Origin of the sequence: Isoptericola variabilis 225 (assembly GCF_000215105.1) — a bacterium.
GTDB classification, from domain to species: Bacteria; Actinomycetota; Actinomycetes; order Actinomycetales; family Cellulomonadaceae; genus Isoptericola; species Isoptericola variabilis_A.
Window position 1 is genome coordinate 587,620 of record NC_015588.1, and the last position, 23,897, is coordinate 611,516.

28 protein-coding genes and 2 pseudogenes are annotated in these 23,897 nt (G+C 75.0%); 16 read left to right on the forward strand and 14 right to left on the reverse strand.

The genetic code is table 11. The features are described 5' to 3' along the window. Positions 1–146 precede the first annotated feature (146 nt). Together ISOVA_RS02745 and ISOVA_RS02750 are read right to left on the reverse strand one after the other, a co-directional pair. A complete protein-coding gene (locus ISOVA_RS02745; protein WP_013837736.1) occupies positions 147–827 on the reverse strand; it encodes a potassium channel family protein in 681 nt (226 codons plus the stop codon). Between the two features lie 42 nt (positions 828–869). Continuing rightward, positions 870–2,255: a TrkH family potassium uptake protein gene (locus ISOVA_RS02750; protein ID WP_013837737.1), complete on the reverse strand. Its 1,386-nt coding sequence runs from the start codon at positions 2,253–2,255 to the stop codon at positions 870–872. A 103-nt stretch (positions 2,256–2,358) separates the two neighbouring features. On the opposite strand from ISOVA_RS02750, the gene ISOVA_RS02755 reads away from it, so the two are divergent. Then, positions 2,359–3,534 (forward strand): acetoin utilization protein AcuC, encoded by a 1,176-nt coding sequence (locus ISOVA_RS02755; RefSeq protein ID WP_013837738.1) that lies wholly within the window; start codon positions 2,359–2,361, stop codon positions 3,532–3,534. Positions 3,535–3,677: 143 nt separating this feature from the next. After that, on the forward strand, positions 3,678–3,776 hold the full coding sequence (locus tag ISOVA_RS15905) for a 30S ribosomal protein bS22 (RefSeq protein WP_003792170.1): 99 nt from the start codon (positions 3,678–3,680) through the stop codon (positions 3,774–3,776). A 102-nt stretch (positions 3,777–3,878) separates the two neighbouring features. Here the strand turns inward: ISOVA_RS15905 and ISOVA_RS02760 are convergent, their stop codons facing one another. Continuing rightward, positions 3,879–4,688 (reverse strand): HAD family hydrolase, encoded by an 810-nt coding sequence (locus tag ISOVA_RS02760; protein WP_013837739.1) that lies wholly within the window; start codon positions 4,686–4,688, stop codon positions 3,879–3,881. A gap of 52 nt (positions 4,689–4,740) precedes the next feature. On the opposite strand from ISOVA_RS02760, the gene ISOVA_RS16680 reads away from it, so the two are divergent. The 3 genes from ISOVA_RS16680 to ISOVA_RS02770 are packed head-to-tail and all read left to right on the forward strand — an operon-like array spanning position 4,741 to position 5,945. Then, a complete protein-coding gene (locus ISOVA_RS16680; RefSeq protein ID WP_013837740.1) occupies positions 4,741–4,911 on the forward strand; it encodes a hypothetical protein in 171 nt (56 codons plus the stop codon). A gap of 33 nt (positions 4,912–4,944) precedes the next feature. Continuing rightward, a complete protein-coding gene (locus ISOVA_RS02765; protein WP_143762039.1) occupies positions 4,945–5,241 on the forward strand; it encodes a glutaredoxin family protein in 297 nt (98 codons plus the stop codon). Further along, entirely contained in the window at positions 5,238–5,945 is a 708-nt protein-coding gene (locus tag ISOVA_RS02770) for a redox-sensing transcriptional repressor Rex (RefSeq protein WP_013837742.1), read from the forward strand. The genes ISOVA_RS02765 and ISOVA_RS02770 overlap by 4 nt, the downstream gene beginning before the upstream one ends. A gap of 220 nt (positions 5,946–6,165) precedes the next feature. On the opposite strand, the gene ISOVA_RS02775 is transcribed toward ISOVA_RS02770, so the two are convergent. Then, the gene (locus ISOVA_RS02775; RefSeq protein ID WP_013837743.1) at positions 6,166–6,717 is read right to left on the reverse strand and encodes a YceI family protein; all 552 of its coding nucleotides are present in this window, start codon (positions 6,715–6,717) and stop codon (positions 6,166–6,168) included. A gap of 160 nt (positions 6,718–6,877) precedes the next feature. Here ISOVA_RS02775 and ISOVA_RS02780 point away from each other — a divergent pair, with 160 nt between their 5' ends. Continuing rightward, positions 6,878–7,405: a MarR family winged helix-turn-helix transcriptional regulator gene (locus ISOVA_RS02780; RefSeq protein ID WP_013837744.1), complete on the forward strand. Its 528-nt coding sequence runs from the start codon at positions 6,878–6,880 to the stop codon at positions 7,403–7,405. Here ISOVA_RS02780 and ISOVA_RS17725 read toward each other — a convergent pair. From ISOVA_RS17725 to ISOVA_RS17585, 5 genes and pseudogenes are all read right to left on the reverse strand, one after another. Beyond that, complete coding sequence (locus ISOVA_RS17725) at positions 7,375–7,695, reverse strand: class I SAM-dependent methyltransferase (RefSeq protein WP_041294749.1); 321 nt, start codon at positions 7,693–7,695, stop codon at positions 7,375–7,377. The genes ISOVA_RS02780 and ISOVA_RS17725 overlap by 31 nt on opposite strands. 202 nt (positions 7,696–7,897) lie before the next feature. Continuing rightward, a pseudogene (locus ISOVA_RS17580) lies at positions 7,898–8,485 on the reverse strand (methyltransferase domain-containing protein); the annotation flags it as partial. Then, entirely contained in the window at positions 8,482–8,775 is a 294-nt protein-coding gene (locus tag ISOVA_RS02795) for a zf-HC2 domain-containing protein (RefSeq protein ID WP_013837745.1), read from the reverse strand. The pseudogene ISOVA_RS17580 and the gene ISOVA_RS02795, both read right to left, overlap by 4 nt. Beyond that, the gene (locus ISOVA_RS16685; RefSeq protein ID WP_041294750.1) at positions 8,772–9,002 is read right to left on the reverse strand and encodes an RNA polymerase sigma factor; all 231 of its coding nucleotides are present in this window, start codon (positions 9,000–9,002) and stop codon (positions 8,772–8,774) included. The genes ISOVA_RS02795 and ISOVA_RS16685 overlap by 4 nt, the downstream gene beginning before the upstream one ends. Before the next feature lie 146 nt (positions 9,003–9,148). Beyond that, a pseudogene (locus tag ISOVA_RS17585) lies at positions 9,149–9,379 on the reverse strand (RNA polymerase sigma factor); the annotation flags it as partial. Between the two features lie 207 nt (positions 9,380–9,586). Between ISOVA_RS17585 and ISOVA_RS16910 the strand changes: the two are divergent. Genes ISOVA_RS16910 through ccsB form a run of 5 tightly spaced genes read left to right on the forward strand, consistent with a single transcriptional unit; the run spans position 9,587 to position 14,334 of the window. Beyond that, positions 9,587–10,231 (forward strand): histidine phosphatase family protein, encoded by a 645-nt coding sequence (locus ISOVA_RS16910; protein ID WP_013837746.1) that lies wholly within the window; start codon positions 9,587–9,589, stop codon positions 10,229–10,231. Further along, entirely contained in the window at positions 10,228–10,836 is a 609-nt protein-coding gene (locus ISOVA_RS16915) for a TlpA family protein disulfide reductase (protein ID WP_013837747.1), read from the forward strand. Before ISOVA_RS16910 ends, ISOVA_RS16915 begins: the two co-directional genes overlap by 4 nt. Next, complete coding sequence (locus ISOVA_RS02820) at positions 10,836–11,630, forward strand: cytochrome c biogenesis CcdA family protein (RefSeq protein WP_013837748.1); 795 nt, start codon at positions 10,836–10,838, stop codon at positions 11,628–11,630. The genes ISOVA_RS16915 and ISOVA_RS02820 overlap by 1 nt, the downstream gene beginning before the upstream one ends. Beyond that, positions 11,630–13,363, forward strand: coding sequence for a cytochrome c biogenesis protein ResB (gene resB, locus ISOVA_RS02825; RefSeq protein WP_013837749.1), 1,734 nt, complete (start codon positions 11,630–11,632; stop codon positions 13,361–13,363). Before ISOVA_RS02820 ends, resB begins: the two co-directional genes overlap by 1 nt. A gap of 2 nt (positions 13,364–13,365) precedes the next feature. After that, positions 13,366–14,334 (forward strand): c-type cytochrome biogenesis protein CcsB, encoded by a 969-nt coding sequence (ccsB, locus tag ISOVA_RS02830; protein ID WP_013837750.1) that lies wholly within the window; start codon positions 13,366–13,368, stop codon positions 14,332–14,334. Between the two features lie 66 nt (positions 14,335–14,400). Here the strand turns inward: ccsB and ISOVA_RS02835 are convergent, their stop codons facing one another. Further along, positions 14,401–14,766 (reverse strand): PLDc N-terminal domain-containing protein, encoded by a 366-nt coding sequence (locus tag ISOVA_RS02835; RefSeq protein WP_013837751.1) that lies wholly within the window; start codon positions 14,764–14,766, stop codon positions 14,401–14,403. 104 nt (positions 14,767–14,870) lie between these two features. Here ISOVA_RS02835 and ISOVA_RS02840 point away from each other — a divergent pair, with 104 nt between their 5' ends. Then, a complete protein-coding gene (locus ISOVA_RS02840) occupies positions 14,871–15,146 on the forward strand; it encodes a DUF4229 domain-containing protein (RefSeq protein ID WP_041294752.1) in 276 nt (91 codons plus the stop codon). 233 nt (positions 15,147–15,379) lie between these two features. Here ISOVA_RS02840 and ISOVA_RS02845 read toward each other — a convergent pair whose 3' ends face one another. From ISOVA_RS02845 to ISOVA_RS02855, 3 genes are read right to left on the reverse strand one after another with little or no spacing between them, the layout of a single operon-like run. Further along, positions 15,380–16,249 carry a 1,4-dihydroxy-2-naphthoate polyprenyltransferase gene (locus ISOVA_RS02845; RefSeq protein WP_013837753.1) on the reverse strand — a complete coding sequence of 290 codons (870 nt, stop codon included), beginning with the start codon at positions 16,247–16,249 and terminating at the stop codon, positions 15,380–15,382. 19 nt (positions 16,250–16,268) lie between these two features. Beyond that, positions 16,269–17,507 carry an AMP-binding protein gene (locus tag ISOVA_RS02850; protein ID WP_013837754.1) on the reverse strand — a complete coding sequence of 413 codons (1,239 nt, stop codon included), beginning with the start codon at positions 17,505–17,507 and terminating at the stop codon, positions 16,269–16,271. A 59-nt stretch (positions 17,508–17,566) separates the two neighbouring features. Then, positions 17,567–18,559 (reverse strand): 1,4-dihydroxy-2-naphthoyl-CoA synthase, encoded by a 993-nt coding sequence (locus ISOVA_RS02855; protein ID WP_013837755.1) that lies wholly within the window; start codon positions 18,557–18,559, stop codon positions 17,567–17,569. 146 nt (positions 18,560–18,705) lie between these two features. On the opposite strand from ISOVA_RS02855, the gene ISOVA_RS02860 reads away from it, so the two are divergent. After that, a complete protein-coding gene (locus ISOVA_RS02860) occupies positions 18,706–18,885 on the forward strand; it encodes a hypothetical protein (RefSeq protein WP_013837756.1) in 180 nt (59 codons plus the stop codon). Positions 18,886–18,901: 16 nt separating this feature from the next. Here the strand turns inward: ISOVA_RS02860 and ISOVA_RS02865 are convergent, their stop codons facing one another. After that, positions 18,902–19,264, reverse strand: coding sequence for a hypothetical protein (locus tag ISOVA_RS02865; RefSeq protein WP_041294753.1), 363 nt, complete (start codon positions 19,262–19,264; stop codon positions 18,902–18,904). Between the two features lie 120 nt (positions 19,265–19,384). Between ISOVA_RS02865 and ISOVA_RS02870 the strand changes: the two genes are divergently transcribed. The 3 genes from ISOVA_RS02870 (at position 19,385) to ISOVA_RS02880 (ending at position 23,894) form a co-directional block, all read left to right on the forward strand. Further along, positions 19,385–20,404 carry an o-succinylbenzoate synthase gene (locus ISOVA_RS02870; protein WP_013837757.1) on the forward strand — a complete coding sequence of 340 codons (1,020 nt, stop codon included), beginning with the start codon at positions 19,385–19,387 and terminating at the stop codon, positions 20,402–20,404. After that, a complete protein-coding gene (menD, locus tag ISOVA_RS02875) occupies positions 20,401–22,209 on the forward strand; it encodes a 2-succinyl-5-enolpyruvyl-6-hydroxy-3-cyclohexene-1-carboxylic-acid synthase (RefSeq protein WP_013837758.1) in 1,809 nt (602 codons plus the stop codon). Before ISOVA_RS02870 ends, menD begins: the two co-directional genes overlap by 4 nt. Positions 22,210–22,283: 74 nt before the next feature. After that, complete coding sequence (locus ISOVA_RS02880; RefSeq protein WP_013837759.1) at positions 22,284–23,894, forward strand: S1C family serine protease; 1,611 nt, start codon at positions 22,284–22,286, stop codon at positions 23,892–23,894. Positions 23,895–23,897: the final 3 nt, after the last annotated feature.

Genomic DNA, 23,897 nt, shown 5'->3' on the forward strand with positions numbered 1-23,897 from the left:
TTTCACGACGACGTAGCGCGTCAGGACGCGCTACCTCGTCGCGAAACGCGCTACCTCGGCGGGGAACGCGCTACCTCGGCGGGGAACGCGCTACCTCGGCGGGGAACGCGCTACCTCGGCGGGGAACGCGCTACCTCGCGAGGGGGTCAGGGGCGCGCGGAGAACCGCTCGAGGAGCTCGGCGTGGCCCGAGCAGACGATGAGGTCGTTGGCGCTCACCCGGGTCTCGGGCGTCGCGTACTGGAACTCGAGCCCGGGCGACTTCACGCCGATGACGGTCACCCCGTACCGCTGCCGGATGTTCGCCTGCGCGAGCGTGAAGCCCTGCATCTCCTTCGGCGGACGCATCTTGACGATCGTGAACCCGTCCTCGACCTCGATGTAGTCGAGCATCTTGCCGCTCACGAGGTGCGCGACGCGCGAGCCGGCGTCGGCCTCCGGGAAGACGACGTGGTGGGCACCGATCCGGGTGAGGATGCGTCCGTGCTCGGCGGAGATCGCCTTGGCCCAGATCTGCGGCGTGCCGAGGTCGACGAGGTTGCCCGTGATGAGCACCGACGCCTCCAGCGAGGTGCCCACGCCCACGACCGCGACGCCGAACTCGCGCGCGCCGAGCTGCTCGAGCGCCTCGGGGTTCGAGGCGTCGGCCTCGACCAGCGGCAGCCGGCCCGAGAAGTGCGCGACGAGACCCTCGTCGCGCTCGACGGCGAGCACGTCCTGGCCGAGGCGGTCGAGCGTCAACGCGAGGGACGAGCCGAACCGGCCGAGGCCGATGACGAGGACACCGGCGTCGCGCTCCGGCTCGCGGGCTTTCTTCTCGGGGGGCACTGATCGTTCCTCTCGGCGTTCCGTCGGCCTGAGCTGCGGTCGTCATCCCACGATCGGCCGCTCCTCGGGGAAGCGTACGATGCGCCGCCGGTCGCGCAGCGCGAGCGCGCCCAGCAGGGAGATGAGGCCGACGCGACCCACGTACATGAGGGCGCACAGCCAGTACTTGGCGGCGTCTGGCAGGCCGGGCGTGATCCCCGTGGAGAGGCCCACCGTCGCGAACGCCGAGATGACCTCGAACAGGACGGGGCCGAGGTCGTGGTCGGTGAGCTGGAGCAGCGCGATGCACGAGACGAGCACCGCCGTCGCGCCCATGAACACGACGGCGATGGCGAGGCGGAGCGTGTCGCGGGGGATGCGGCGGCCGAACACGTCGATGTCCCGGTCGCCGCGGGCCTCGGCGAGGATCGCCAGCAGCATGACGGCGAGCGTCGTGACCCGGATGCCGCCCGCGGTCGACGCCGACCCGCCGCCGACGAACATGAGCGCGTCGGTCACGAGCCAGGTCTCCTGGCGCAGGGCGCCCGCGTCGACCGTGGAGAACCCGCCCGAGCGCGGGTTCACCGCGGTGAAGAACACCGTGAGGAGGCGGTGCCAGAAGTCCTGGCTGCCCATCGTGCGCTCGTTGCTCCACTCGAGCGCGCCGATCAGGACCATGGCCGCCGCGACGAGCGCGACGCTCGTGGTGATCGTGAGCTTCGAGTGCAGCGACCAGCTGGCGAACCAGCGCCGGCCGCTGCCCCGGGTCTGGAGGAGGTTGTGGATCACGGGGAAGCCGAGCGAGCCGATGAACACGCCCACACCGATGGGGACGACGACGAGCCAGTCGGCCGCGTACGGTGCGAGTCCGTCGGTCGTCGGGACGAAGCCGGCGTTGTTGAACGCCGAGATGCCGTAGAACACCGAGTGCCACACGGCCTCGCCGAGATCGTGGCCGAGCACGAGGAAGCGCGGCAGCAGCACCAGCGCGATGGCGACCTCGATCGCGGTCGCGGTGAGGATGATGATGCGCAGGAGCGTGCCGACGTCGCCCAGCTTGCTCGCCTTGACCTCCGACGCCGTCAGGAGGCGCTGCGTGAGGCCGATCCGCTTCGAGACCGCCAGGCCGAGCAGCGAGGCGATCGTCATGACGCCGAGGCCGCCGACCTTGATGCCGGTGAGGATCACGACGCGGCCGAAGTCCGACCAGTAGGACCCGGTGTCGACGACGGTCAGGCCCGTGATGCAGACGGCCGACGTCGCGGTGAACAGCGCGTCGGCGAAGGGCGCGCGCTCGCCCGAGGCCGTCGCGAACGGCAGGCTCAGCAGGAGCGTGAAGATCGCGACGACGGCGGCGAAGACGGCCATCGCGAGACGCGCGGGGTACTCGCGGGCGGCCTGGTCGGCCCATTCGCTCAGGGTGCGGCCCCTGCGCCACCTCACAGTCACCGGCAGCCGTCCTCCGTCCCGCGCGTGCGATCACCCCGCACGCCCCGTCTCGGCGACGGAGCGTGCCGACCCAGCCTGCCACGGGTTCGGCTACCGTGGCGGGATGCGCGTCGCCCGGCTGTTGTGGAGTCCCGAGCTCCTGCGCTACGACTTCGGCCCGGGCCACCCGATGGCGCCCGCCCGCCTCGACCTGACGATGCGCCTCGCCCGCGAGCTCGGCCTCCTCGACGCGCCGGGCCTCGAGGTGTCCGACGTCGTGCCCGCCTCCGACGAGGTCCTCCGCACGGTGCACGACGCCGACTACGTGGACGCCGTCCGGCGCGCCGCCGCGACCGGCGAGCCGGACCGGGCGCGGGGGCTCGGCACCGAGGACGACCCCGTGTTCCCCGGCATGCACGAGGCCGCCGCGCGCATCGTGGCCGCCTCGGTCGACGCGGCCGAGTCCGTGTGGGCGGGCGGCGTCCTGCACGGCGTCAACGTCGCGGGCGGCATGCACCACGCGCGCCGCGACGCGGCGTCGGGCTTCTGCATCTACAACGACGCCGCGGCCGCGGTGCAGCGCCTGCTCGACCTGGGCGCCGAGCGCGTCGCGTACGTCGACCTCGACGCGCACCACGGCGACGGCGTCGAGACGGCGTTCTGGGACGACGACCGCGTCCTGACCGTCTCCGTCCACCAGGACGGCCACACGCTCTTCCCGGGCACGGGCAGCCCCGCCGACGCCGGCGGCGACCGCGCGCCCGGCACCGCGGTCAACGTCGCGCTGCCGCCCCGCACCGACGGGCCGCGGTGGCTGCGGGCGATCGACGCCGTCGTGCCGGCCGTGCTGCGCGAGCTGCGGCCGCAGGCGATCGTGTCGCAGCACGGCTGCGACGCGCACGGGAACGACCCGCTGACCGACCTCGACGTCGGCGTCGAGGCGCAGGTCGTCGCGGCCCGGTGGGTCCACGACCTCGCGCACGAGCTGTGCGACGGGCGGTGGGTCGCCCTCGGCGGGGGCGGGTACGCCGTCGTCGACGTCGTGCCCCTGGTGTGGTCCGCGCTCGTGGCCGAGGCCGTGCACGCGCCCCTCGAGCCGGGCACGCCGCTGCCCGAGGGCTGGTGCGTCGCGGTCGAGGAGATCTCGGGGCTGCCCGCGGCGCGGACGCTCGGCGCCGGACCGGTCGAGTTCCGGCCGTGGGGTGCCGGCTTCGACCCCGCCGACGCCGTCGACCGCGCGGTCCTCGCGACCCGGCGCAGCGTGTTCCCCCACTGGGGCCTGGACACCATGCTCGACTGAGGTGCGGAGCCTCCGGTTCGAGGGCGGTCCCGGGGATCGGGTACCCTGAGGGACGGACTTTTCCGTGTTGGTCGACCACCCTGCGCGCAGGGAGCGTGGGACCAACCGTGTTCCACCACTCGACCCAGCATTGTGAGGACCGTATGGGCTCCGTCATCAAGAAGCGCCGCAAGCGCATGGCGAAGAAGAAGCACCGCAAGCTGCTTCGCAAGACGCGTCACCAGCGCCGCAACAAGAAGTGACGTCGCGCCCGCCACGGCGGGCAGCCGCACCGAGCCCGGGCCTCTCTCGAGGTGCCGGGCTCGTCGCGTCCCGGGCCGGACTCCGTCCGGGGAGCGGCCGCCTCAGCCCCAGCGGCCGCGGATGCGGCGCTGCGCGGCCCGCAGCACGAGGCCCGCGACCCACGCGGCGCCGGCCCACGACGCCGTCCTGACTCCGCGACCCGCCACGCGCTGCCCGCGCCCGCGGAACTCCCGGATCGGCCAGCCGACCTTCTTGGCGTACCGGCGCAGCCGCGCGTCGGGGTTGATGGGGCACGGATGCCCGACGGAGCGCATCATCGGCAGGTCGTTGAGCGAGTCGCCGTAGGCGTACGAGGCGGACAGGTCGATGCCCTCGCGCTCGGCCAGCTCGCGCACCGCCGCCGCCTTGGCCTCGCCGTGCATGAGGTCGCCCACGAGCCGCCCCGTGTAGAAGCCGTCGACGTGCTCGGCGATCGTGCCCAGGCAGCCCGTCGCGCCCAGGCGGCGGGCGATGAGGCCGCCGATCTCGACCGGCGTCGCCGTCACGAGCCACACCTGGTCCCCGGCCGCGACGTGCTCGTCGAGCAGCCGCTTGGTGCCGGGGAAGATCCGCAACTCGAGGACGGTGTCGTAGACCTCCTCGCCGACCGCGGTGATCTCCGCGACGGAGCGGCCCCCGATGAGCGCGAGCGCCTTCGACCGCACGGTCTCGATCTGCGTCCTCGACTCGCCGAACAGCAGGTACTTGGCCTGGATCAGCCCGAAGCGGAGCAGGTCGAGCGTCCCGAAGAACCGGCGCTGGTACAGGGCCCGCGCGAGGTGGAACGCGCTCGCGCCCCGGATGATCGTGTTGTCGACGTCGAAGAAGGCCGCGCCCTGCGCGGGACGAGCGGGCTCGGCGGGCGACGGCATGGCGTCCACTGTATCCGCGGCGCCGAGCGCGCTCGCCTGGTAGAACGAGCGCGTGACCCTCGCCGAGGCGCCGTCGCGCGCCCCCTCGCGGACCGCGGTCCGGCTCGCGCACCTCGTCGTCGCGCTGTGCGCCCTGACGAACGCGGCGCTCGTCGCCGTCGTCTTCCTCGTGCTCGCGGGCCTGGTCCGCTGGGTCGACCGGAGACTGCCTGCCACGGCGTAGGGAAGGTGCCCCGAGCGCCGATACGCTGTGCACGTGAGCAGGCCGCAGGCGGAACCCGTTCCGCACCCGAGGGTCGTGCTGTTCACACGACCGGGCTGCCACCTGTGCGACGACGCACGCGAGGTGGTCCGGCAGGTGTGCGCGGACACGGGTCAGGAGTGGGTCGAGGTCGACATCGAGGGCGACCCGAGCGGCTCGCTGGTCGGCAGGTACGGGGACTACGTGCCCGTCGTCGAGGTGGACGGCGTGCAGCAGGGGTTCTGGCGGGTCGACGCCGCGCGGCTGGCGCGGCGCCTGGCCGGCGGGGCCCGGGGGAGGGAGCGGACGTGATCGAGCTCGGTGAGGTGGCGGTGCCGGCGGCGACGGTCGCCCGACTGCCGTATTACCTGCGCGCCCTGCGCGACCTGGCGTCCCGCGGCGTGACGACGACGTCGTCGTCGGAGCTCGCGGAGCGCTCGGGCGTCGGGTCGGCGCAGCTGCGCAAGGACCTGTCGTACCTGGGGTCCTTCGGCACGCGGGGCGTGGGGTACGACGTCGAGTCGCTCTCGGCGTACATCTCCGCGGCGCTCGGGCTCGAGTCCGAGCACCGGCTCGCCATCGTCGGCATCGGCAACCTGGGGCACGCGCTCGCCAACTACTCGGGCTACGCGGCCCGCGGGTTCCAGGTGGTCGCGCTGCTCGACGCCGACCCGCAGGTCGTCGGCACGCGTGCGGCCGGCATCGAGGTCGAGCACGTCGACGGGCTCGAGCAGGTCATCGCGGCCAAGAAGGTGTCCATGGTGGTGCTCGCCACGCCGGGGCCGGTCGCGCAGGAGATCGCGGAGCGCGTCGTCGACTCCGGCGTGCGGGAGATCCTGTCGTTCGCGCCCGTCGCGCTGCAGCTGCCCGACGACGTCGTCGTGCGCAGCGTGGACGTGGCCGGCGAGCTGCAGATCCTGGCCTTTCACGCCGCAGCCCGGGCCGCGGCGTCGCGCGCCGAGTCCGCCGAGGCCGAGCGCCTCGCCGCGAGTCCGAACGGCACCCCGGCGAGGTAGCGCTCCACCCGCCGAGGTAGCGCGCCCGGGCGGCGACGTAGCGCGAAGAGCGCCGAGGTAGCGCGAAAAGCGACGAGGTAGCGCACGACTCGTCTGTCGCGCGCTACCTCGTCGCGTTCTGCGCTACCTCGGCGGGTGGAGCGCTACCTCGGCGCGGGGTGCGCTACCTCGGCGCGGGGTGCGCTACCTCGGCGGGTGCTGCGCTACCTCGCGGGAAGGCTCAGGCCTGCTTGATGGCCGAGATGTCGAGGGAGATCTTGACCTTGTCGCCCACGAGGACGCCGCCGGTCTCGAGCGCGGCGTTCCACGTCAGGCCGTAGTCCTTGCGGGAGATCTCGAGCTCCGACTCGAAGCCCGCGCGCACGTTGCCGAACGGGTCGGTCGCGGTGCCGACGAACTTGGTCGGCAGCTCGACGGTGTTGGTCACGCCGTTGATGGTGAGGTCGCCGGTGATGACGTAGTTGCCGTCGTCCTCGGTGACCGAGGTCGAGGTGAAGGACCAGACCGGCTTCTCCTCGGCGTTCCAGAAGTCGGCGCTCTTGAGATGCGCGTCGCGGTTCGCGTCGCCCGTGTTGACCGAGGCGGCGTCGAGCTCGGCCGACACCGAGGTCGACTCGAGGTCCTCGCCGACCGTGATGGTGCCGGTCGTGATCGCGATGGTCCCGCGGACCTTGGAGATGCCGGCGTGGCGGACGGTGAACGACGCGGTCGAGTGCGAGCCGTCGATGACGTAGGTGCCGGGCTCGAGGCCGGCGGGCAGGGGCGTGGCCATGATGAAGGTCCTCTCGCGGTGGATGCGCTTGTCGAGTGGTGCAGGTCTCAATGTAGTTGACAGCTCAACTACATCCGAATGCATCAACCATGGCGTCTCGTAGCCTATTCCCGTGAGCAGCGCCACATCCGCCCGAGCCCCGCGGGGGAAGCGAGAGAGCATGGACCAGCAGCCCGGACGCCCGACCACGGAGGTCCGGTGGCTCGACGACGCCCAGCAGCGGGCCTGGCGCCGCTTCCTCGAGGGGACCTCGCGCTTCTACGAGGCGCTCGACCGCGCGCACGACGCCGGTCTCCCGCTCGCGCTGAGCGAGTACCACCTGCTCGTCCAGGTCTCGGAGGCCCCCGAACGGACGCTGCGCATGTCGGCGCTGGCGGACTACCTCGCGCTGTCGCGCAGCCGTCTCACCCACACCGTCGACCGCATGGAGGCGCGGGGCCTCGTCGAGCGGCGTCCCGTCCCGGGCGACCGGCGCGGCGTCAACTGCGTCATGACCGACGCGGGCTACGCCGCGCTCGTCGAGGCGGCGCCGCACCACGTGGCGGCCGTCCGGCGGCTCCTCGTCGACGTGCTCGAGCCCGAGGAGATGGACACGCTCGGGCGCGCGATGGCCAAGGTGGCCGAGGCCGCGCGCGCCGACGTGGCGCGCCCCGCGGGTCAGGCGGGCTTGCGCGCCGCGAAGGCGTGACCTGAGACCGCGTAGCGGCGCGCGTTGCGCTCGCCGCGCGTCCCGCCGAACGTGTCGACCGCCGGGCCGATCCGCACGTCGCCGAAGCCGGCGCCGCGGATCAGGGCGACCCACTCGTCGAGCGACCGCCCGCCCGCGATGCAGTCGGTCCACAGGCCGATGTCGCACGTCGCCGCCTCGGGCACCGACCGGCCCACGGCGATGTCCGCGAACTGCGGCCGCCCACCCGGCCGCAGGACCCGGTAGGCCTCGGCCAGCGCGCGCGCCTTGTCGGCGACGAGGTTGAGCACCCCGTTGGGCGACGAGCGACACCGCGACCCTCTCCTGCGCCGCCGCGCCGAGCAGGCGGCGCATGAGCTCCACGACGTCGTCGGTGAACAGGGGGTACAGGAGCACGTCGTCGAGGCTGAAGGGCACGCGCTCGGCGAGGCGCACGTCCGTGAAGCCCACGTTGCCGAGCTTGCGCACGAGCACGTGCTCCGACAGCGCGCCGGCGATGCAGCCCGCCCACGCGGCGCCCGAGGACAGCACCTCGGGCGGCAGGTCGTCCTCGACCGTGAGGTCGGCGACGCACAGGCGGCCGCCCGGGCGCAGGACCCGGAACGCCTCGGCGAGCGCGCGGCTCTTGCGCGGCGAGAGGTTGACGACGCCGTTGGACACGACGACGTCGGCGACGCCGTCGGGCAGCGGGAGCGCCTCCATCTCGCCCAGCACGGCGCTGCACCGGTCGGCGACGCCGGCCTCGGCCGCCGCCTCGTGCGTGCGCCGGCACATCTCCTCGAGCACGTCGACGCCGATCACGCGGCCCGCGGGCCCCGTCCGGCGGGCCGCGAGCACCGTGTCGATCCCGCCGCCGCACCCCAGGTCGACGACCGTCTCGCCCGGGCGGATGCCCGCGTGCCGCACGGGGTTGCCGACGCCGAGCGCCCACTCGACGCAGCGGGCCGGCACCTCCGCGAGCTCGTCGTCGGAGTAGAGGCGCTTCGCGACGGCCTCGCCGGCGCCGCGGGGGATCCGGCCGTACGTCTCGCGGACCACGGAGCGGATCCGCTCGGTGTACATCAGGTCTCCGGTCATCATGACCAGGGCTCCTCCGGGGTCGTCGGGGCGGTGCCGTCGAGGTCTGCGGCCAGGAGGTCGAGCGAGGCGGCGAACGCCGTGAGGCGCGCCTGCACGTCGTCGGGCACGGGCTGGCGCGCCGTGGAGCCCAGTGCCGCGCGCAGCTCGCGCGCGAAGGCGAGCTCGCCGCAGCACCGCAGGCAGAACGACAGGTGCGCCTCGAGCGCGTCCACGTCGGCGCGCGACAGGTCGCCGTCGAGGTACTCCCACAGGCGTGCGACGGCGTCGCGGCAGCCGAGGTCGCGGGTCATCGGGTCACCTCCTGCCGCGGGCCGGCGCCGGGGTGGCCGGCGAGCAGGCCCGACTCGGTCGCGTACTCCCACATGGCCCGCTCGAACGCCCGGCGCCCGCGGTGCAGGTGCGAGTAGACGGTGCCGGGAGGCAGGTCGAGCAGCTCGGCGATCTCGCCCGTGCCGAACCCGGCGACGTAGCGCAGCGCGAGCGGCGCACGCAGGTGCTCGGGCAGCCGGGCGAGCACGAGGTGGACGTCCTCGCCGAGAACGCGCCCACGAAGTCGACGTGCAGCGTGTCCGAGTGCGGCAGCGGGTCCTCGTCGGCGAGCGTCCGGTAGAGCGAGAACTCGTCGGTCGTGTCGACCGGCACCTCGCGCGGCGTGCGGTCGCGGTGGCGCAGGGAGTCGCGCCACGCGTTCGTGAGGATCACCCGCAGCCAGCGCGGTCCGGCGCGCACGTCGCGCAGCGACGCGAACGACCGGCACGCCCGCACCATCGCCTCCTGCACCAGGTCCTCCGCCGCGGGCGCCGAGCCGGTGAGCTGACGGGCGAGCGCGTACAGGCCCGGCAGCTCGGCCGTGACCAGCTGCTGCAGGGTCGTGCGCTCGGTCCGCCCCAGCATCGGCTCACCTCGACCTCATGGTCCTCCCGGCGGTCCCGCGTGCGCACCCGCCCGGTGCCGGTGCGTGCGCACCGCGGCCCTCCACCCGTCCAGGACGCCGCGGGGCCCTCGGACATTGCGCCCGGGTCGGGTGGACGTCGCGTGAGACGGGTCACGCCGATCCTGGGCGGGGCCTGGGGATGCCGGGCATCTGGGACACTGGGAGCCATGGCCACCACCACCGTGCACCTGCTGCGCCACGGCGAGGTCCACAACCCGGACGGCGTGCTGTACGGCCGCATCGAGGGCTACCGCCTGTCCGAGCGCGGCCTCGCGATGGCGCGCCACGTCGCGTCGCACCTGTCCGACGCCGGCCGCGACGTCGTCGCGGTCGTCGCCTCGCCGCTGCAGCGCGCGCAGGAGACGGCGAAGCCCGTCGCCGACGCGTTCGGGCTCGACCTCGCGTCGGACGAGCGGCTCGTGGAGGCCGGCAACGTCTTCGAGGGCAGCACGATCGGCTCGCGCCCCGCGCAGCTGGCGCACCCGCGGTACTGGCGGTACCTGTGGAACCCGCTGCGGCCGTCGTGGGGCGAGGCGTACACCGCGCAGGTCGCGCGCATGCGTGCCGCGGTCGACGACGCCCGGCGCGCGCACGCGGGCCACGAGGTCGTGCTCGTGAGCCACCAGTTGCCCGTGTGGCTGACGCGCCGCTCCTACGAGGGACGCCCCCTCGCGCACGACCCGCGCCGCCGCGAGTGCACGCTCGCCTCGCTCACGTCGCTGACGTTCGACGGCGACCGGTTCGTGGGCCTGCACTACAGCGAGCCGGCCGCGAGCCTGCTCGCCGGCGCGAACCAGGTGCCGGGGGCGTGACGGTGCGCAGGATCGTCACGGCGCTCGCCGGCGGCGCCCTGGTGCTCGCGCTGGCCGCGTGCGGCGCCCAGGACTCGGGCGCCGGCGACGTCGTCGGGCAGGGCTTCGTCTCCGGCGACGGGTCGGTGCAGCAGTGGGCACCGGGCGAGCGCAAGGACCCGGTCACGGTCGAGGGCACGACGTTCGAGGGCGAGGAGGTGTCGACCGCGGACTGGCGCGGTGACGTCGTCGTGCTCAACACCTGGTACGCCGGGTGCGCGCCGTGCCGTGCCGAGGCCCCCGACCTCGTGGCGCTCGCGACCGAGCGGGCCGACGACGGCGTGCGCCTGCTCGGCATCAACACCGAGGACGACGCCGGCACCGCGCTCGCGTTCCAGCGCACGTTCGAGGTGCCCTACCCGTCGATCGAGGACCGCAGCGGCCGCGTCGTCGCGGGCCTGTCCGGCGTCGTGCCGCTCCAGGCCGTGCCGTCGACCGTCGTGCTCGACCCCGAGGGCCGCGTCGCGGCGCGCGTCGTCGGGCAGGTCGCCGGCTCGACGCTCGACGCGCTCGTCGACGACGTCCTCGCCTCGACGAGCGCCGAGGGGACCGGGGAGGGCGCCTGATGGGCGAGGCGTTCGCCACCACCGCGTTCAGCGGCTCGCTGCTGCTCGCCGTGCCCGTCGCGCTGCTCGCCGGGCTCGTGTCGTTCGCGTCGCCGTGCGTGCTGCCGCTCGTGCCGGGCTACGTCGGCTACGTCGGCGGCATGGCCGCGGCGCACGCCGGCGGCGGGTCCGCGGGTGCGGCGTCCGGCGGCACGACGGCGGTGCGCACCGCGCCGGCGCGCGGGCGCGTCCTGGCGGGGGTCGGCCTGTTCGTGCTCGGCTTCACGCTCGTCTTCGTCGCGCTCATGGCGGCCGCGGGCGCGTTCGGCTCCTACCTCGTGCGCTGGGAGGGCGTGATCACCCGGGTGCTCGGCGTCGTCGTCGTGCTCATGGGGCTCGCGTTCGTCGGCGGCGTGCCGTTCCTGCAGCGCGAGCGCCGCCTGCACCTGAGCCCGCGCACGGGCCTGTGGGGCGCGCCGCTGCTCGGCGTCGTGTTCGGGCTCGGCTGGACGCCGTGCATCGGCCCGACGCTCGCCGCGGTCCAGGCGCTGTCGCTCAACGAGGCGTCGGCGGGACGCGGCGTCCTGCTGGGCGTCGCGTACTGCGTCGGGCTCGGCGTGCCGTTCCTGCTCGTGGCGCTCGGCCTGCAGTCCTCGCAGCGCATGCTCGGGTTCCTGCGCCGGCACCGGCTCGCGATCCAGCGCGCCGGCGGCGCCCTGCTCGTCCTCATCGGCCTCGCGCTCGTCACGGGCCTGTGGGGCGCGGTGACGAGCATGCTGCAGGGCTGGATCGGCGGATTCACGACGGTGGTGTGATGAGCGACTCCACGACCTACCGCCCCGAGGGCATCGCCGACGAGTTCACCGAGGGCGGCACGGCGCGCGAGGCGCCGGCGTCGGGCACCGGGCCGACGCTGCCCGCGCTCGGCTGGCGCGGCACGCTGCGCTGGACCTGGCGGCAGCTCACGAGCATGCGCGTCGCGCTCATGCTGCTCATGCTCCTGGCGGTCGCGGCCGTGCCCGGCTCGATCCTGCCGCAGCGGCCGCAGGACCCGGCCGCGGTGCTCACGTACCTGGCGGACCATCCGACCGCCGGCGAGTGGCTCGACCGCCTCGGCTTCTTCGACGTGTACTCGTCGGTCTGGTTCTCGGCGATCTACCTGCTGCTGTTCGTGTCGCTCGTCGGGTGCATCGTGCCGCGCACGGTCGCGCACGCCCGCGCCGTGCGCGCCCGGCCGCCGCGCACGCCCGCGCGGTTCGAGCGCTTCCCGGCCCGCGCCGAGGGCACGACGTCGGCGTCGCCCGACGAGGTGGCCGACGCCGTCGCCGCGCACCTGCGCGGGCGGCTGTCCTGGCTGCCGACGTTCCGCGTCGACACGGGCGCCGAGGAGCCGCGGCCCGCGCGCGGCACCGTGCCGGCCCGGCCCGCGACCCGCACCGTCGCGGCCGAGCGGGGGTACCTGCGCGAGACCGGCAACCTCGTGTTCCACCTGGCGCTCCTGGGGCTGCTCGTGTCGGTCGCGCTCGGCCAGCTCATGCACTACCGGGGCCAGGCGATCGTGACCGAGGGGCGCGGCTTCGCCAACGCCGTCGTCGACTACGACACGTTCGAGTCCGGCGCGTGGTTCTCGCCGTCGTCGCTCGTCCCGTTCTCCATGACGCTCGACCGGTTCGAGTCGCAGTTCGCGACCGACACGGTCGCCTTCGCGCAGGCGCGCGACTTCACGGCGTTCGTCACCGTGACCGAGCCGGGCGGCGAGCAGCGCGCGGAGACCATCAAGGTCAACGAGCCGCTCCAGGTCGACGGCTCCAAGATCTACCTGCAGGGCAACGGCTTCGCGCCCGAGATCACGGTGCACGACGCCGAGGGGCAGGTCGCGTTCGCCGGCCGCGTGCCGTTCCTGCCCGAGGACACGATGTACACCTCGCGCGGCGTCGTGAAGGTCCCGGACGTCTCGCCCGGGCTCGAGCAGCTCGGGCTCGTCGGATACTTCCTGCCGACCGCGGTCGTCGAGGCGGACGGGTCCGCCCGCTCGGTGTTCCCGCAGCCGACCGACCCGCTGCTCGTGCTCGAGGTCTACCGCGGCGACCTCGGGCTCGACGAGGGCGTGCCCCAGAACGTCTACCGCCTCGACACCGCGAACCTCACCCCGTCGGTCGACGCCGACGGCGAGCGCGTCAAGGTCCTGCTGCGCCCGGGCGAGACCGCCGAGCTGCCCGACGGCCTCGGCACCGTCACGCTCGCCCAGGACGTGCCCCGCTACGTCGCGCTCGACCTGCGCCACGACCCGTCGCTCGGCTGGGTCCTCACGTTCTCGCTGCTGGCCCTCGGCGGGCTCGCGGTCTCGCTGTTCACCCCGCGCCGTCGCGTGTGGGTGCGATCATGGACCGAGCCCGACGCCGAGGGCGCCGGCGGGGCCGCGGTCACGCGCGTCGAGGTCGCCGGGCTCGCCCGCGGGGACGACGCGGGCCTGCAGGACGAGGTCGACCGCGCGCTCGCCGCCGTGCCGGGCGCACGGACCGCCACCGACACCACCACGGAAGGCTGACCATGGAGATCGCCGAGCTGAGCGTGCTGCTCGTCTGGGCCTCGATGACCGCGCTCGCCATCGCGCTCGTCGCGTTCGCCGTCGACCTGGGCCGGCGGACCGAGCGGCGTGCCGGCCGGCGGGCCGAGGCCCGCTCCCTCGCGGCCGTGGGCGGCGGCGAGGCGCCCGCCGCGACGCCCGTGCCGCCGTCGGGCACCGACGCGGGCGAGCCGCGCCGCCGTGCGCTCGGGATCGCCATGTCGACGACGTGGCTCGGCACCGCGATGCTGCTCGTCGCGATCGTCCTGCGCGGCCTCGCGGCCGGCCGCACGCCGTGGGCCAACATGTACGAGTTCACGCTGGTCGGCTCGTTCATGGCGCTCGCGGTGTTCCTCGGCCTGACGGTGCGGCGCGACGTGCGCTTCCTCGGCACGTTCGTCACGGGGCTCGTCGTGCTGTTCCTCGCCCTGGGCGTCAACGTCTTCTACGTCGCCGCGACCGGCGTGCAGCCCGCGCTGCAGAACTACTGGCTCGTGATCCACGTCGGCGTCGCCGTCGCGGCCACGGGCATCCTCACGGTCGCGTTCGTGACGTCGGTGCTCCAGCTCCTGCGCGACAGCCGTGACGCGGGGGTGCCGTTCCTCGCGCGGCCGGGCTTCCGCTGGCTCGACCAGATGCCCGCGCCCGCCGCGCTCGAGACGCTGTCGTTCCGCCTCAACGCCGTCGGGTTCGTGCTGTGGACGTTCACCCTCATCGGCGGCGCGATCTGGGCCGAGCACGCGTGGGGCCGCTACTGGGGCTGGGACCCCAAGGAGGTCTGGAGCTTCATCGTGTGGGTCGTGTACGCGGCCTACCTGCACGCGCGCACGACGCGCGGGTGGTCGGGGCGGCGGGCCGCGTGGTTCGTCGTCGTGGGCTACGCCTGCGTGCTGTTCAACTTCACCGGCGTGAACCTCATCTTCAACGGGAAGCACTCGTACTCGGGGCTGTGACTTGAGGTCATGAGCTCTGACTCCTGAGCCTTGAGCCCCGAGCGCGGCGGGGCGCCGGGACGGCGCTCAGGCCAGCGAGCTCGGGGTGTCGTCGTCCGGGTCCTGGCCGCTCTCGCGCCGGCGACGACGGCGCTCCTGCTCGAGCCGCCAGAGGAAGTCCGGGTCGTCGTCGGGCGCCACGGGGCCGGACGGACGCCGCGGCCCGCGACCGGGGCGGCCACGGCTGCCCGAGCCCCGGCCGCCCGCGCGGCGATGCTGCGCCTTGAGCACGATCCACGCGACGGCGCCGAACACGGGCAGCAGTAGGATGATGAGCACCCACAGCCACGTGGGCAGGCCGCCGCGGTCCTCCTCGTCCGACCCGGCCAGGTCGGCGAGCGAGTAGACCACGAGCCCCACGACCACCAGGGGCAGGACGACGCGTACGAACATGCCACCAGCCTAGGGCCGCGCGCGCCGCTCGCCTGCACCGCCGTCCGCCCGTGACGAGCCTCACGGATGCGGGAGAGCCCGCGCGCGGCGCCTACCCTGGAGGCGTGCCCCTCCTCGTCTACACGCTCCTGCGCCTCGCCCTGTTCGCCGCCGCGCTGGCCGCCGGGTACCTCGTCGGCCTGCGCAGCTGGCTGCTGCTGCTCGTGGCGCTCGTCGTCGCGTTCGCCGTGTCGTACCTCGCGCTGCGGCGCCAGCGCGACGCCGCGGCGCTGTGGCTCGCGCAGCGCGCCGAGCGACGCGCCGCCGCCCGGGAGCGGACGGTCGACGAGGACGCCGCGTACGAGGACTCGGTCGTCGACCAGGCCGACTCGCCGAGGTAGCGCTCGGCTCGCCGAGGTAGCGCTCGGCTCGCCGAGGTAGCGCTCGGCTCGCCGAGGTAGCGCTGCCCGCGGCGACGTAGCGCTGCATGCGCCGAGGTAGCGCTGACCGCGGCGACGTAGCGCGTTCGCCCGCGAGATTGCGCCGCGCGCGCGGATCGACGCGCGCTACCTCGCGACGTCGGGCGCTACGTCGCGACGTCGCGAGCTACCTCGGCGGGGGAGGTGCGACGTCGTCACAGGGCGAGGGCGAGGCCCAGGAGCGCGCCGTAGCCCAGCTCGAACAGCCCCGTGCCGGCGAGGACCGGCACCAGCAGCCGTCCGCGCGCCCCGGCGAGCACGGGCACCGTCAGGAGCACCGCGGGCAGCACGAGGAACACCATCGCGAGCGCCCACGGCGACCAGAACGCGCACGCCAGGCCGAGCAGCACCGACACGACGATCCACGCGACGTACAGGCGGCGCGCCCGGCGGTCGCCTACCCGCACGGCGAGGGTGCGCTTGCCGGCGACGGCGTCGGTCGGGATGTCGCGGAGGTTGTTCGCCATGAGCAGCGCGCACGCGACGAGGCCGACGCCGACGGCGCCGAGCACCGCGGGCCACGTGATGCGGTCGGCCTGCGTGTAGGTCGTACCGAGCGTCGCCACGAGCCCGAAGAACACGAACACGCCCACCTCGCCGAGGCCGGCGTACCCGTACGGGCGTCGTCCGCCCGTGTAGAACCAGCCCGCGAGCATGCACAGCGCGCCGACCGCGACGAGCCACCAGTGCCCGCTCACCGCGCACAGGGCGAGGCCCAGGACACCCGCGACGCCGAACGCCGCGAACGCCGCGGCCCTGACCTGACCGGGCCGCGCGGCCCGCGACGCGGTGAGCCGCAGCGGGCCGACGCGGTCGACGTCGGTGCCGCGCACGCCGTCGGAGTAGTCGTTGGCGTAGTTGACCCCGACCTGCAGCGCGAGAGCGACGCCGAGCGCGAGCAGCGCCGGCAGCCACGCGAACGCGTCGACCTGCGCCGCGGCCCCCGAGCCGACGAGCACCGGCGCCGTCGCGGCCGGCAGCGTGCGGGGGCGGGCCCCGGCGATCCACTCGCGGGTCGTGGCCATGCGTACTCCTTCAGGGCGTTCAGGGGGAGGTGGGTGCCTCGTGCGTCCGGACCGCCCGCGCGACGGCGGCACGGTCCACCTTCCCCGGTCCGCGCAGCGGGAGCGCGGTGGCGCGGTAGACGCGCCGGGGCGCGGACGGCGCCCCCAGCGTAGCCGTGACGGCGGCACGGACCGCCGCGAGCTCCTCGGGCCCGACGGCGGCCAGTCCGGTCGAGTTGTCAGGCTCACGCCGCGGTATATCCCGGCCTGGGCCTGACAACTCGGGTTTCACGACGGCGACCGCGACGACGGCCTGTCCCCACTCCTCGTCGGGCACCCCGACGACGCAGGCCTCGCCCGTGGCGGACGGCCCGAGCACGCGGGGGAGCACGCTCGCGAGCTCGGCCTCGACGGCGGCCGGCGCGACGTTGACCCCGCCCGTGACGACGACGTCGTCGGCCCGGCCGAGCACGCGCAGCCGCCCGTCGGGCGACCACGCGCCCAGGTCGCTCGTGCGGAACCAGCGCGTCCCGGCGTCGGGCCCGTCGGCGTCGGTGCGGAACGCGGCCGCGGTCGCGGCGGCGTCGCCCACGTACCCGGCGGCGAGCATCGGCCCCGCGAGCTCGACGACGTCGCTCCCCGGCTCGATCCGCACCCGGACGCCGGGCAGCGGGACGCCGTCGTAGACGCACCCGCCCGCCGTCTCGGACATCCCGTACGTGCGCACGACGCGCACGTGGGCGTCGTGCGAGCGCTCGAGCAGCGGGGCGGGTGCGGCGGCCCCGCCGACGAGCACCGCCGCGCACCGGGCCAGCGCCTGCAGCCCGCGCGGCGCCCCGTCGTCGGCCGCCGCGACGAGGCGGTGGAGCTGCGTGGGGACGAGCGACGTGTAGACGGGGCCGTCGGCCTCCGCGAGGACGGGCTCGAGCAGGTCGGCGAGGCCGTCGGCGGTGAACGGCGCACCGAGGTCGGCGACCGCCGGGGCCGTCCCCGCGAGCACCGACCGCACGATCACCTGCACGCCCGCGACGTGCGTGGCCGGCAGCGTGAGGACCCACCGTCCGGGGCCGCCGAGCCGCTCGTGCGTCGCGGTGGCCGAGGCGCGCAGCGCGTCCGCGGTCAGCGCGACCTCGCGCGGGGCGCCCGTCGACCCGGAGGTCCGCACCACCAGCGCCGTGCCGTCGGGCAGCGGGACGTCGGGGTTCAGGCGGGGGAGCGGGGTGACCGCCGGGCCGCCGTCGAGCGCGCGGCGCACCGCCTCGACCAGGTCCTCCAGCACGGCCTCAGGCTACGTCGTGTCAGAAATCTGGTGGGCCAGAGCCCACCAGGTTTCTGACATCAGAAGTAGTACGGGAACTGCGACCAGTCGGGGTCGCGCTTGGCCAGGAAGGCGTCGCGGCCCTCGACGGCCTCGTCGGTCATGTACGCGAGCCGGGTCGCCTCGCCGGCGAAGACCTGCTGGCCGGCCAGGCCGTCGTCGGCGAGGTTGAACGCGAACTTGAGCATGCGGATCGCCTGCGGGGACTTCGTGGCGATCGTGCGGGCGTACTCGATCGCAAGGTCCTCGACGTCGTCGTGCTCGGCGACCTCGTTGACCGCGCCCCAGCGCTCGGCGTCGTCGGCCGAGTACTCGCGGGCGAGGAAGAAGATCTCGCGGGCGCGCTTCTGCCCCACCTGGCGCGCGAGGTAGGCGGACCCGTACCCGCCGTCGAACGAGCCGACGTTCGCGTCCGTCTGCTTGAACCTGCCGTGCTGGCGGCACGCGATCGACAGGTCCGCGACGACGTGGAGCGAGTGCCCGCCGCCCGCGGCCCAGCCGTCCACGACGGCGATGACCACCTTGGGCATGGTGCGGATGAGTCGCTGCACCTCGAGGATGTGCAGGCGCCCGGCGCGGGCCGGGTCGACGCGGTCGGCCGTCTCGGCGGGGCGGCCCTCGTCGTCCGTGGTCGTGTACTGGTAGCCCGACCGGCCGCGGATGCGCTGGTCGCCGCCCGAGCAGAACGCCCAGCCGCCGTCCTTGGGGCTCGGGCCGTTGCCGGTGATCAGCACGGTCCCGACGTCGGACGTCATGCGGGCGTGGTCGAGGATCCGGTAGAGCTCGTCGACCGTGTGCGGGCGGAACGCGTTGCGCACGTCGGGGCGGTCGAACGCGACGCGCACGACCGGCAGGTCCCGCACGACCGGCGTGCCGTCGTCGGACACGCCGCGCTCGACGCCGCGGTGGTACGTCATGTCGGTGAGGTCCTCGAAGCCGGTGACCTCCCGCCAGCGCTGCGGGTCGAACGTCGCGGAGACCTGGCGGGGGAGGTTCACGGGCGTGCTGCTCACGGCGGCCAGCCTAGTGCGGCGGTCTCCGCGGGGTCGTCGCCCGACGGCGCCCGGGCCGCGGCGGACCACGGAAGCCTCACGACACGCTCACGCCGGATCCGGGTGAATTCGCTGTGAGTGACCACCGGCAGGAGCACCATGGGGGTATGCACACGATGCAGAACCCGAGCACGTCCGAGACCGAGGTGGTCGACCTCGCCGAGGTCGCGGACGACATCTACGAGTACGAGCTGGAGACCGCGCGTCGCGCTGCCGGAGCGGCGGGGGAGAAGCCCACGCCGAGCACGCTGACGTTCGACCCCCACCTGTCGGAGTTCACCGACTGAGCCGCGGGCTCGGACGTCACACCGACTGATCGGGACGGGCTCCACGCCGGCCGGAGGGTCGCGCACCCTCTGGCGTTCGAACATGCGTTCGACTAGGCTGGTCGTCATGCCGGTCCAGCCCGAGTTCGGCACGCAGGCCCGCGGCGACGGTCTCCCGGGCGGGGGCGAGGCTCGACTTGTACGCGAACCAGTCCTCGCTGCGCGGTTCGAGCTGGGTGCGCAGGGCGTCGACGAGCTCGGGCAACGGCATCTCGTGCGGGTCGCCGAACGTCAGGTCGACGTCGTCGTCCTGCCCGTCGAGCGCGCGCAGCGACAGGAAGAACGAGGTCACCGGCTCGATCGCCTCGCGCGCCGCCCGCGCCCGTGCCGACAGCTCCATGTCGCAGGCCCTTCCGCCGGGCACCGGCCGCGGTGTCGGTGCTGCCCCCATGATGACCCTCGGGCGGGCCCGGCAACACCCCCGGTGAGCGGGTCTCGCGCGTGCCCCTACGCTGGGGACGTGCCCGCACCTGACGCTGCGACGACGTCCCCGGTCGTCTGGTCGACGCCGCTGCGCACCCGCTTCCGCGGCCTCGACGTGCGCGACGGCGTGCTCCTGCGCGGCGAGGCGGGTTGGGGCGAGCTGAGCCCGTTCTGGGACTACGACGACGCCGAGTCGGCCACGTGGCTCCGCGCTGCCCGCGAGGCCGCCGACCTCGGGTGGCCCGCCCCGGTGCGCGACCGCGTGCCGGTCAACGTCACCGTGCCCGCCGTGGGCCCCGAGCGGGCGCGCGAGATCGTCCTGGGCTCGGGCGGCTGCCGCACCGCCAAGGTCAAGGTCGCGCAGCGCCTGCCCGACGGCGCGGTCGAGCCGCTCGACGCCGAGGTCGCGCGCGTGGGCGCGGTGCGCGATGCGTTCGTCGAGCTGTACGGCGAGGGGGGCGCCCGGGTCCGCGTCGACGCCAACGGCGGCTGGACCGTCGACGAGGCGCTCGCGCGCACCCCCGTGCTCGACGCCGCGGCGGGCGGGCTCGAGTACGTCGAGCAGCCGTGCGCGACCGTGGAGGAGCTCGCCGAGGTGCGCCGTCGGCTCACCGCCGCCGTGCCGGTCGCCGCGGACGAGTCGATCCGCCGCGCGGCCGACCCGCTCCGCGTGGTGCGCGAGGAGGCGGCTGACGTCGTCGTGCTCAAGGTCCAGCCGCTCGGCGGCGTGCGCGCCTGCCTCGAGCTGGCCGAGAAGGTCGGCCTGCCCGTGGTGGTGTCGTCGGCGCTCGAGTCCTCGGTGGGGCTCGCGGCGGGCGTGGCGCTCGCGGCCGCACTGCCCGACCTGCCGTACGCGTGCGGGCTCGCGACGTCGCAGCTGCTCGAGCGCGACGTCACGGCCTCGCCGCTGCTGCCGGTCGACGGCGCCCTGCCCGTGCGGCGGGTCGACCCCGACGCCGCGTCCCTCGCCGCGGCGGCTCCCTCGGACGAGGTCCGGGACCGCTGGCTCGCGAGGCACGACCGGCTCGCGGCGCTCCTCGCGGAGGACGGGCGATGAGCGCCGGGACCCCGCCGTCGGTCGTCGCCGCCCGCGCGCTCGTCGCCGAGCTCGTGCGGCACGGCGTGCACGACGTCGTCCTCGCGCCCGGGTCGCGCTCCGCGCCGCTCGCGTACGCGGTCGCGGAGGCGGCCGACGGCGGGCGCCTCGAGCTGCACGTGCGGGTCGACGAGCGGTCGGCGGGCTTCCTCGCGCTCGGCCTCGCGCGCGGCAGCGGTGCTCCCGTGGCGGTCGTGACGACGTCGGGCACCGCGGTGGCGAACCTGCACCCGGCGGTGCTCGAGGCGCACCACACCGGCGTGCCGCTGCTGCTGCTCACCGCCGACCGGCCGCACGAGCTGCGCGGCACCGGCGCGTCCCAGACCACCGACCAGGTCGGCATCTTCGGCACCGCCGTGCGGCACGCCGTCGACGTGCCCGCCCCGGACGGGCGCGACGGCGAGGTGCGCGACCTGCTCGCCGTGCTCGGACGCGCGCTCGCCGCCGCGCGCGGGCTGCGGGACCTGCACCCCGGGCCGGTGCACCTCAACCTCGCGTTCCGCGACCCCCTGCACCCGGCCACCCTCCTCACGCCGGAGCTGTCAGGCCCAGGCAGGGGTATACCCGGGCCTGGGCCTGACAGCTCGCGGAGCATGACCGTCGTGGCGCCGCGCGCCGGCGAGGGTGCCGACCCGGCGATGCCCGGGGACCCGGCCCGCACGCTCGTCGTCGCGGGCGACGGCGCCGGGCCGGACGCACGCATCGTCGCCGAGGCGCAGGGCTGGCCCCTGCTCGCCGAGCCGTCGTCCGGCGCGTGCGGCGGGCCGAACGCGATCGCGGCATACCGGTCGGTGCTCGGCGTCGACGAGCTCGTGCGCGACGTCGAGCAGGTCGTCGTCCTCGGCCGGCCCACGCTGTCCCGGCCGGTACAGCGCCTGCTCGCGCGGCCCGACGTCGCGGTGACGGTCGTCGCGCCCGGCGGCGGGCCGTGGCCCGACGCGGTCCGCAACGCCGTGCGGGTCGTGCCGGCGCTCGCCGGCCGTTGGTCGGAGCCCGCCGCGACCAGGGACGGCGCGTTCCTCGAACGGTGGCGGGTGGCCGGCCGCGCGGCGGCCGCGGTCGTCGACGCCGCGACGAGCGACGCGGCGGTCGCCGACGGCCTGCTCACCTCGCCGCACGCGGCGCTCGCGGTCGCTCGCGCGGTCACGTCGGTGCTCGGCCCGGACGACGTGCTCGTCGTCGGCTCGTCCAACCCGGTGCGCGACCTCGACCTCGTCCTCGGCCTCGACCACGCCGACCGCGAGCCGCCGTCGGTCGTCGCGAACCGCGGGCTCGCCGGCATCGACGGGACGGTCTCGACCGCGGTCGGCGTCGCGATCGCCGCCGCGCGGCCGCGCCGACCGGCTCGCCGCGGCCGGCGCACGCGCGCGCTCCTGGGCGACCTCACGTTCCTGCACGACGTCGGCGGCCTGCTCCGAGGCCCGCACGAGCCGCCCGTCGACCTCGAGATCGTCGTGGTCAACGACGACGGCGGCTCGATCTTCGCGACGCTCGAGCACGGGACGCTCGCGGCCGCGGGCGAGCGGGAGCTGCGCACCTTCGAGCGCGTCTTCGGCACGCCGCACGGCGCGAACCTCGCTCAGCTCTGCGCGGGCTACGGCGTCGACCACCAGCTCGTGCTCGACGTCGGGTCGCTGCGGCACGCGCTGCAGGCGCCGTCGCGGGGCATCCAGGTCGTCGAGGTGCGGGTGCCGCGCGCCGACCGCCTCGCCGAGACGCGCGAGCTCGCGGACCGGGTGGCCGACGCCGTGCGCGCGGCGCTCTGAGCGAACTCACAGGTTCGGTCAAGCGTCACGTCAGCCTGGGGGTGTCTCCTGGAGCACGGAGACGAGGAGGAGCCATGAGCACCGACAACACGCACGAGCCGGCCAACGGGTCGGGGACGCCGGACGAGCCGCGCCGGCCGCAGGCCGAGCAGCACGCGCCCGAGCAGCACCCGGCCGAGCAGCCGACCGCCCCGGTCCCGCCCGTGGGGCAGGAGCGGCCCCAGCCGCGCTACGGCCAGTACGCGCCGGGCCAGACGGCGCAGCAGCCGCCCGCGCTGCACCCGCCGCACGTGCGGCCGTCGGACCCGTACGCCGTGCCGCTCGGCACGGTGGGCGGTCCCGGTGCGCCGGGCGGACCGGGCGGCCCCGGCGACGACCCGGGCCGTGGCCCGCGCGGCCCGCGCGGGTGGACGCCCGTCGTCGGCGCGGCCGTGGTGGCGGCGCTCGTGGCAAGCGGCGGCACCGCGGCGCTCGTCGGCGCGCTCGACTCCGACGCCCCGGCGGCCCTGACCGACGTCGGCTCCTCGGCGCGCGAGACAGACTCCGCGCCCGTCGCCAGCTCGACGGACCAGAACCCCGACTGGGAGGCCGTCACGGCGGCCGTCGCGCCGTCGGTCGTCGCGATCCAGGTCGCGGGCCAGCAGGGCGGCTCGGAGGGGTCCGGCGTCATCTACGACGACCAGGGCCGCATCATCACGAACAACCACGTGGTCGCCTCGGCCGTCCAGGGCGGCGCGGTGCAGGTCACGCTGAGCGACGGGCGGCTCTACGAGGCCGAGATCGTGGGCCTCGACCCGACGACGGACCTCGCCGTCGTGCAGATCGTCGACCCGCCGGACGACCTCGTGGCGGCGTCCGTCGGCGACTCCGCGGCCGTGCGGGTCGGCAACGCCGTGCTGGCGGTCGGCAACCCGCTCGGGCTCGCGCACACGGCCACGACGGGCATCGTGTCCGCGCTCGACCGGCCGGTCTCGGCCCAGGGCGAGGGCGGCGGCGGGGAGCAGGTCGTGACCAACGCGATCCAGATCGACGCCGCGATCAACCCCGGCAACTCGGGCGGCCCGCTGTTCAACGCGCAGGGCCAGGTCATCGGCATCACGTCGTCGATCGCGACGCTCTCGAGCGGCCTGGGCGGCCACTCGGGCTCGATCGGGCTGGGCTTCGCCATCCCGGTCAACCTCGCGACGAGCATCGCCGACCAGCTCATCGAGGACGGCACCGCCGAGCACGCGTTCCTGGGCGTCTCGCTCCAGGACACCACGGTGACCGCCGACGGTGTCACGCGCCGCGGCGCCGAGGTCGTCGAGGTCAGCGCGGGCTCGCCCGCGGCCGAGGCCGGCCTGCAGCCGGGCGACGTCGTGGTCGCGCTCGACGACAAGCCGGTCAACGGCGCCGAGTCGCTCACCGCGTCGGTCCGCGAGCGTTCCGCGGGCGAGACGGCGACCCTGACGTACGTGCGCGACGGGCAGACCCGGACCGCGGACGTCACGTTCGCCGTGCGCGAGGAGTCGGCGGGGTCCGGGCAGGGCGGCGGCCAGGGCGGCCAGGGTCAGGGCGGAAGCCAGGGCGGCACGCAGGAGGACCAGGGCGGCACGCAGGAGGACCAGGGCGGCCAGGGGTCCGACCCGACGCAGCCGGGCAACCTCCCGGGCTGGCTCGAGGACCTGTTCGGCTTCGGCGGCTGACGC

Excerpts from the sequence above, each read along its gene's own strand:
- ISOVA_RS02755 (WP_013837738.1), top strand. The coding sequence starts at position 2,359 with ATGCGCGTCGCCCGGCTGTTGTGGAGTCCCGAGCTCCTGCGCTACGAC.
- ISOVA_RS15905 (WP_003792170.1), top strand. The coding sequence starts at position 3,678 with ATGGGCTCCGTCATCAAGAAGCGCCGCAAGCGCATGGCGAAGAAGAAG.
- ISOVA_RS02760 (WP_013837739.1), bottom strand. The coding sequence starts at position 4,688 with ATGCCGTCGCCCGCCGAGCCCGCTCGTCCCGCGCAGGGCGCGGCCTTC.
- ISOVA_RS02775 (WP_013837743.1), bottom strand. The coding sequence starts at position 6,717 with ATGGCCACGCCCCTGCCCGCCGGCCTCGAGCCCGGCACCTACGTCATC.
- ISOVA_RS02780 (WP_013837744.1), top strand. The coding sequence starts at position 6,878 with ATGGACCAGCAGCCCGGACGCCCGACCACGGAGGTCCGGTGGCTCGAC.
- ISOVA_RS02795 (WP_013837745.1), bottom strand. The coding sequence starts at position 8,775 with ATGACCCGCGACCTCGGCTGCCGCGACGCCGTCGCACGCCTGTGGGAG.
- ISOVA_RS16910 (WP_013837746.1), top strand. The coding sequence starts at position 9,587 with ATGGCCACCACCACCGTGCACCTGCTGCGCCACGGCGAGGTCCACAAC.
- ISOVA_RS02820 (WP_013837748.1), top strand. The coding sequence starts at position 10,836 with ATGGGCGAGGCGTTCGCCACCACCGCGTTCAGCGGCTCGCTGCTGCTC.
- resB (WP_013837749.1), top strand. The coding sequence starts at position 11,630 with ATGAGCGACTCCACGACCTACCGCCCCGAGGGCATCGCCGACGAGTTC.
- ccsB (WP_013837750.1), top strand. The coding sequence starts at position 13,366 with ATGGAGATCGCCGAGCTGAGCGTGCTGCTCGTCTGGGCCTCGATGACC.
- ISOVA_RS02835 (WP_013837751.1), bottom strand. The coding sequence starts at position 14,766 with ATGTTCGTACGCGTCGTCCTGCCCCTGGTGGTCGTGGGGCTCGTGGTC.
- ISOVA_RS02845 (WP_013837753.1), bottom strand. The coding sequence starts at position 16,249 with ATGGCCACGACCCGCGAGTGGATCGCCGGGGCCCGCCCCCGCACGCTG.
- ISOVA_RS02860 (WP_013837756.1), top strand. The coding sequence starts at position 18,706 with ATGCACACGATGCAGAACCCGAGCACGTCCGAGACCGAGGTGGTCGAC.
- ISOVA_RS02865 (WP_041294753.1), bottom strand. The coding sequence starts at position 19,264 with ATGGAGCTGTCGGCACGGGCGCGGGCGGCGCGCGAGGCGATCGAGCCG.
- menD (WP_013837758.1), top strand. The coding sequence starts at position 20,401 with ATGAGCGCCGGGACCCCGCCGTCGGTCGTCGCCGCCCGCGCGCTCGTC.
- ISOVA_RS02880 (WP_013837759.1), top strand. The coding sequence starts at position 22,284 with ATGAGCACCGACAACACGCACGAGCCGGCCAACGGGTCGGGGACGCCG.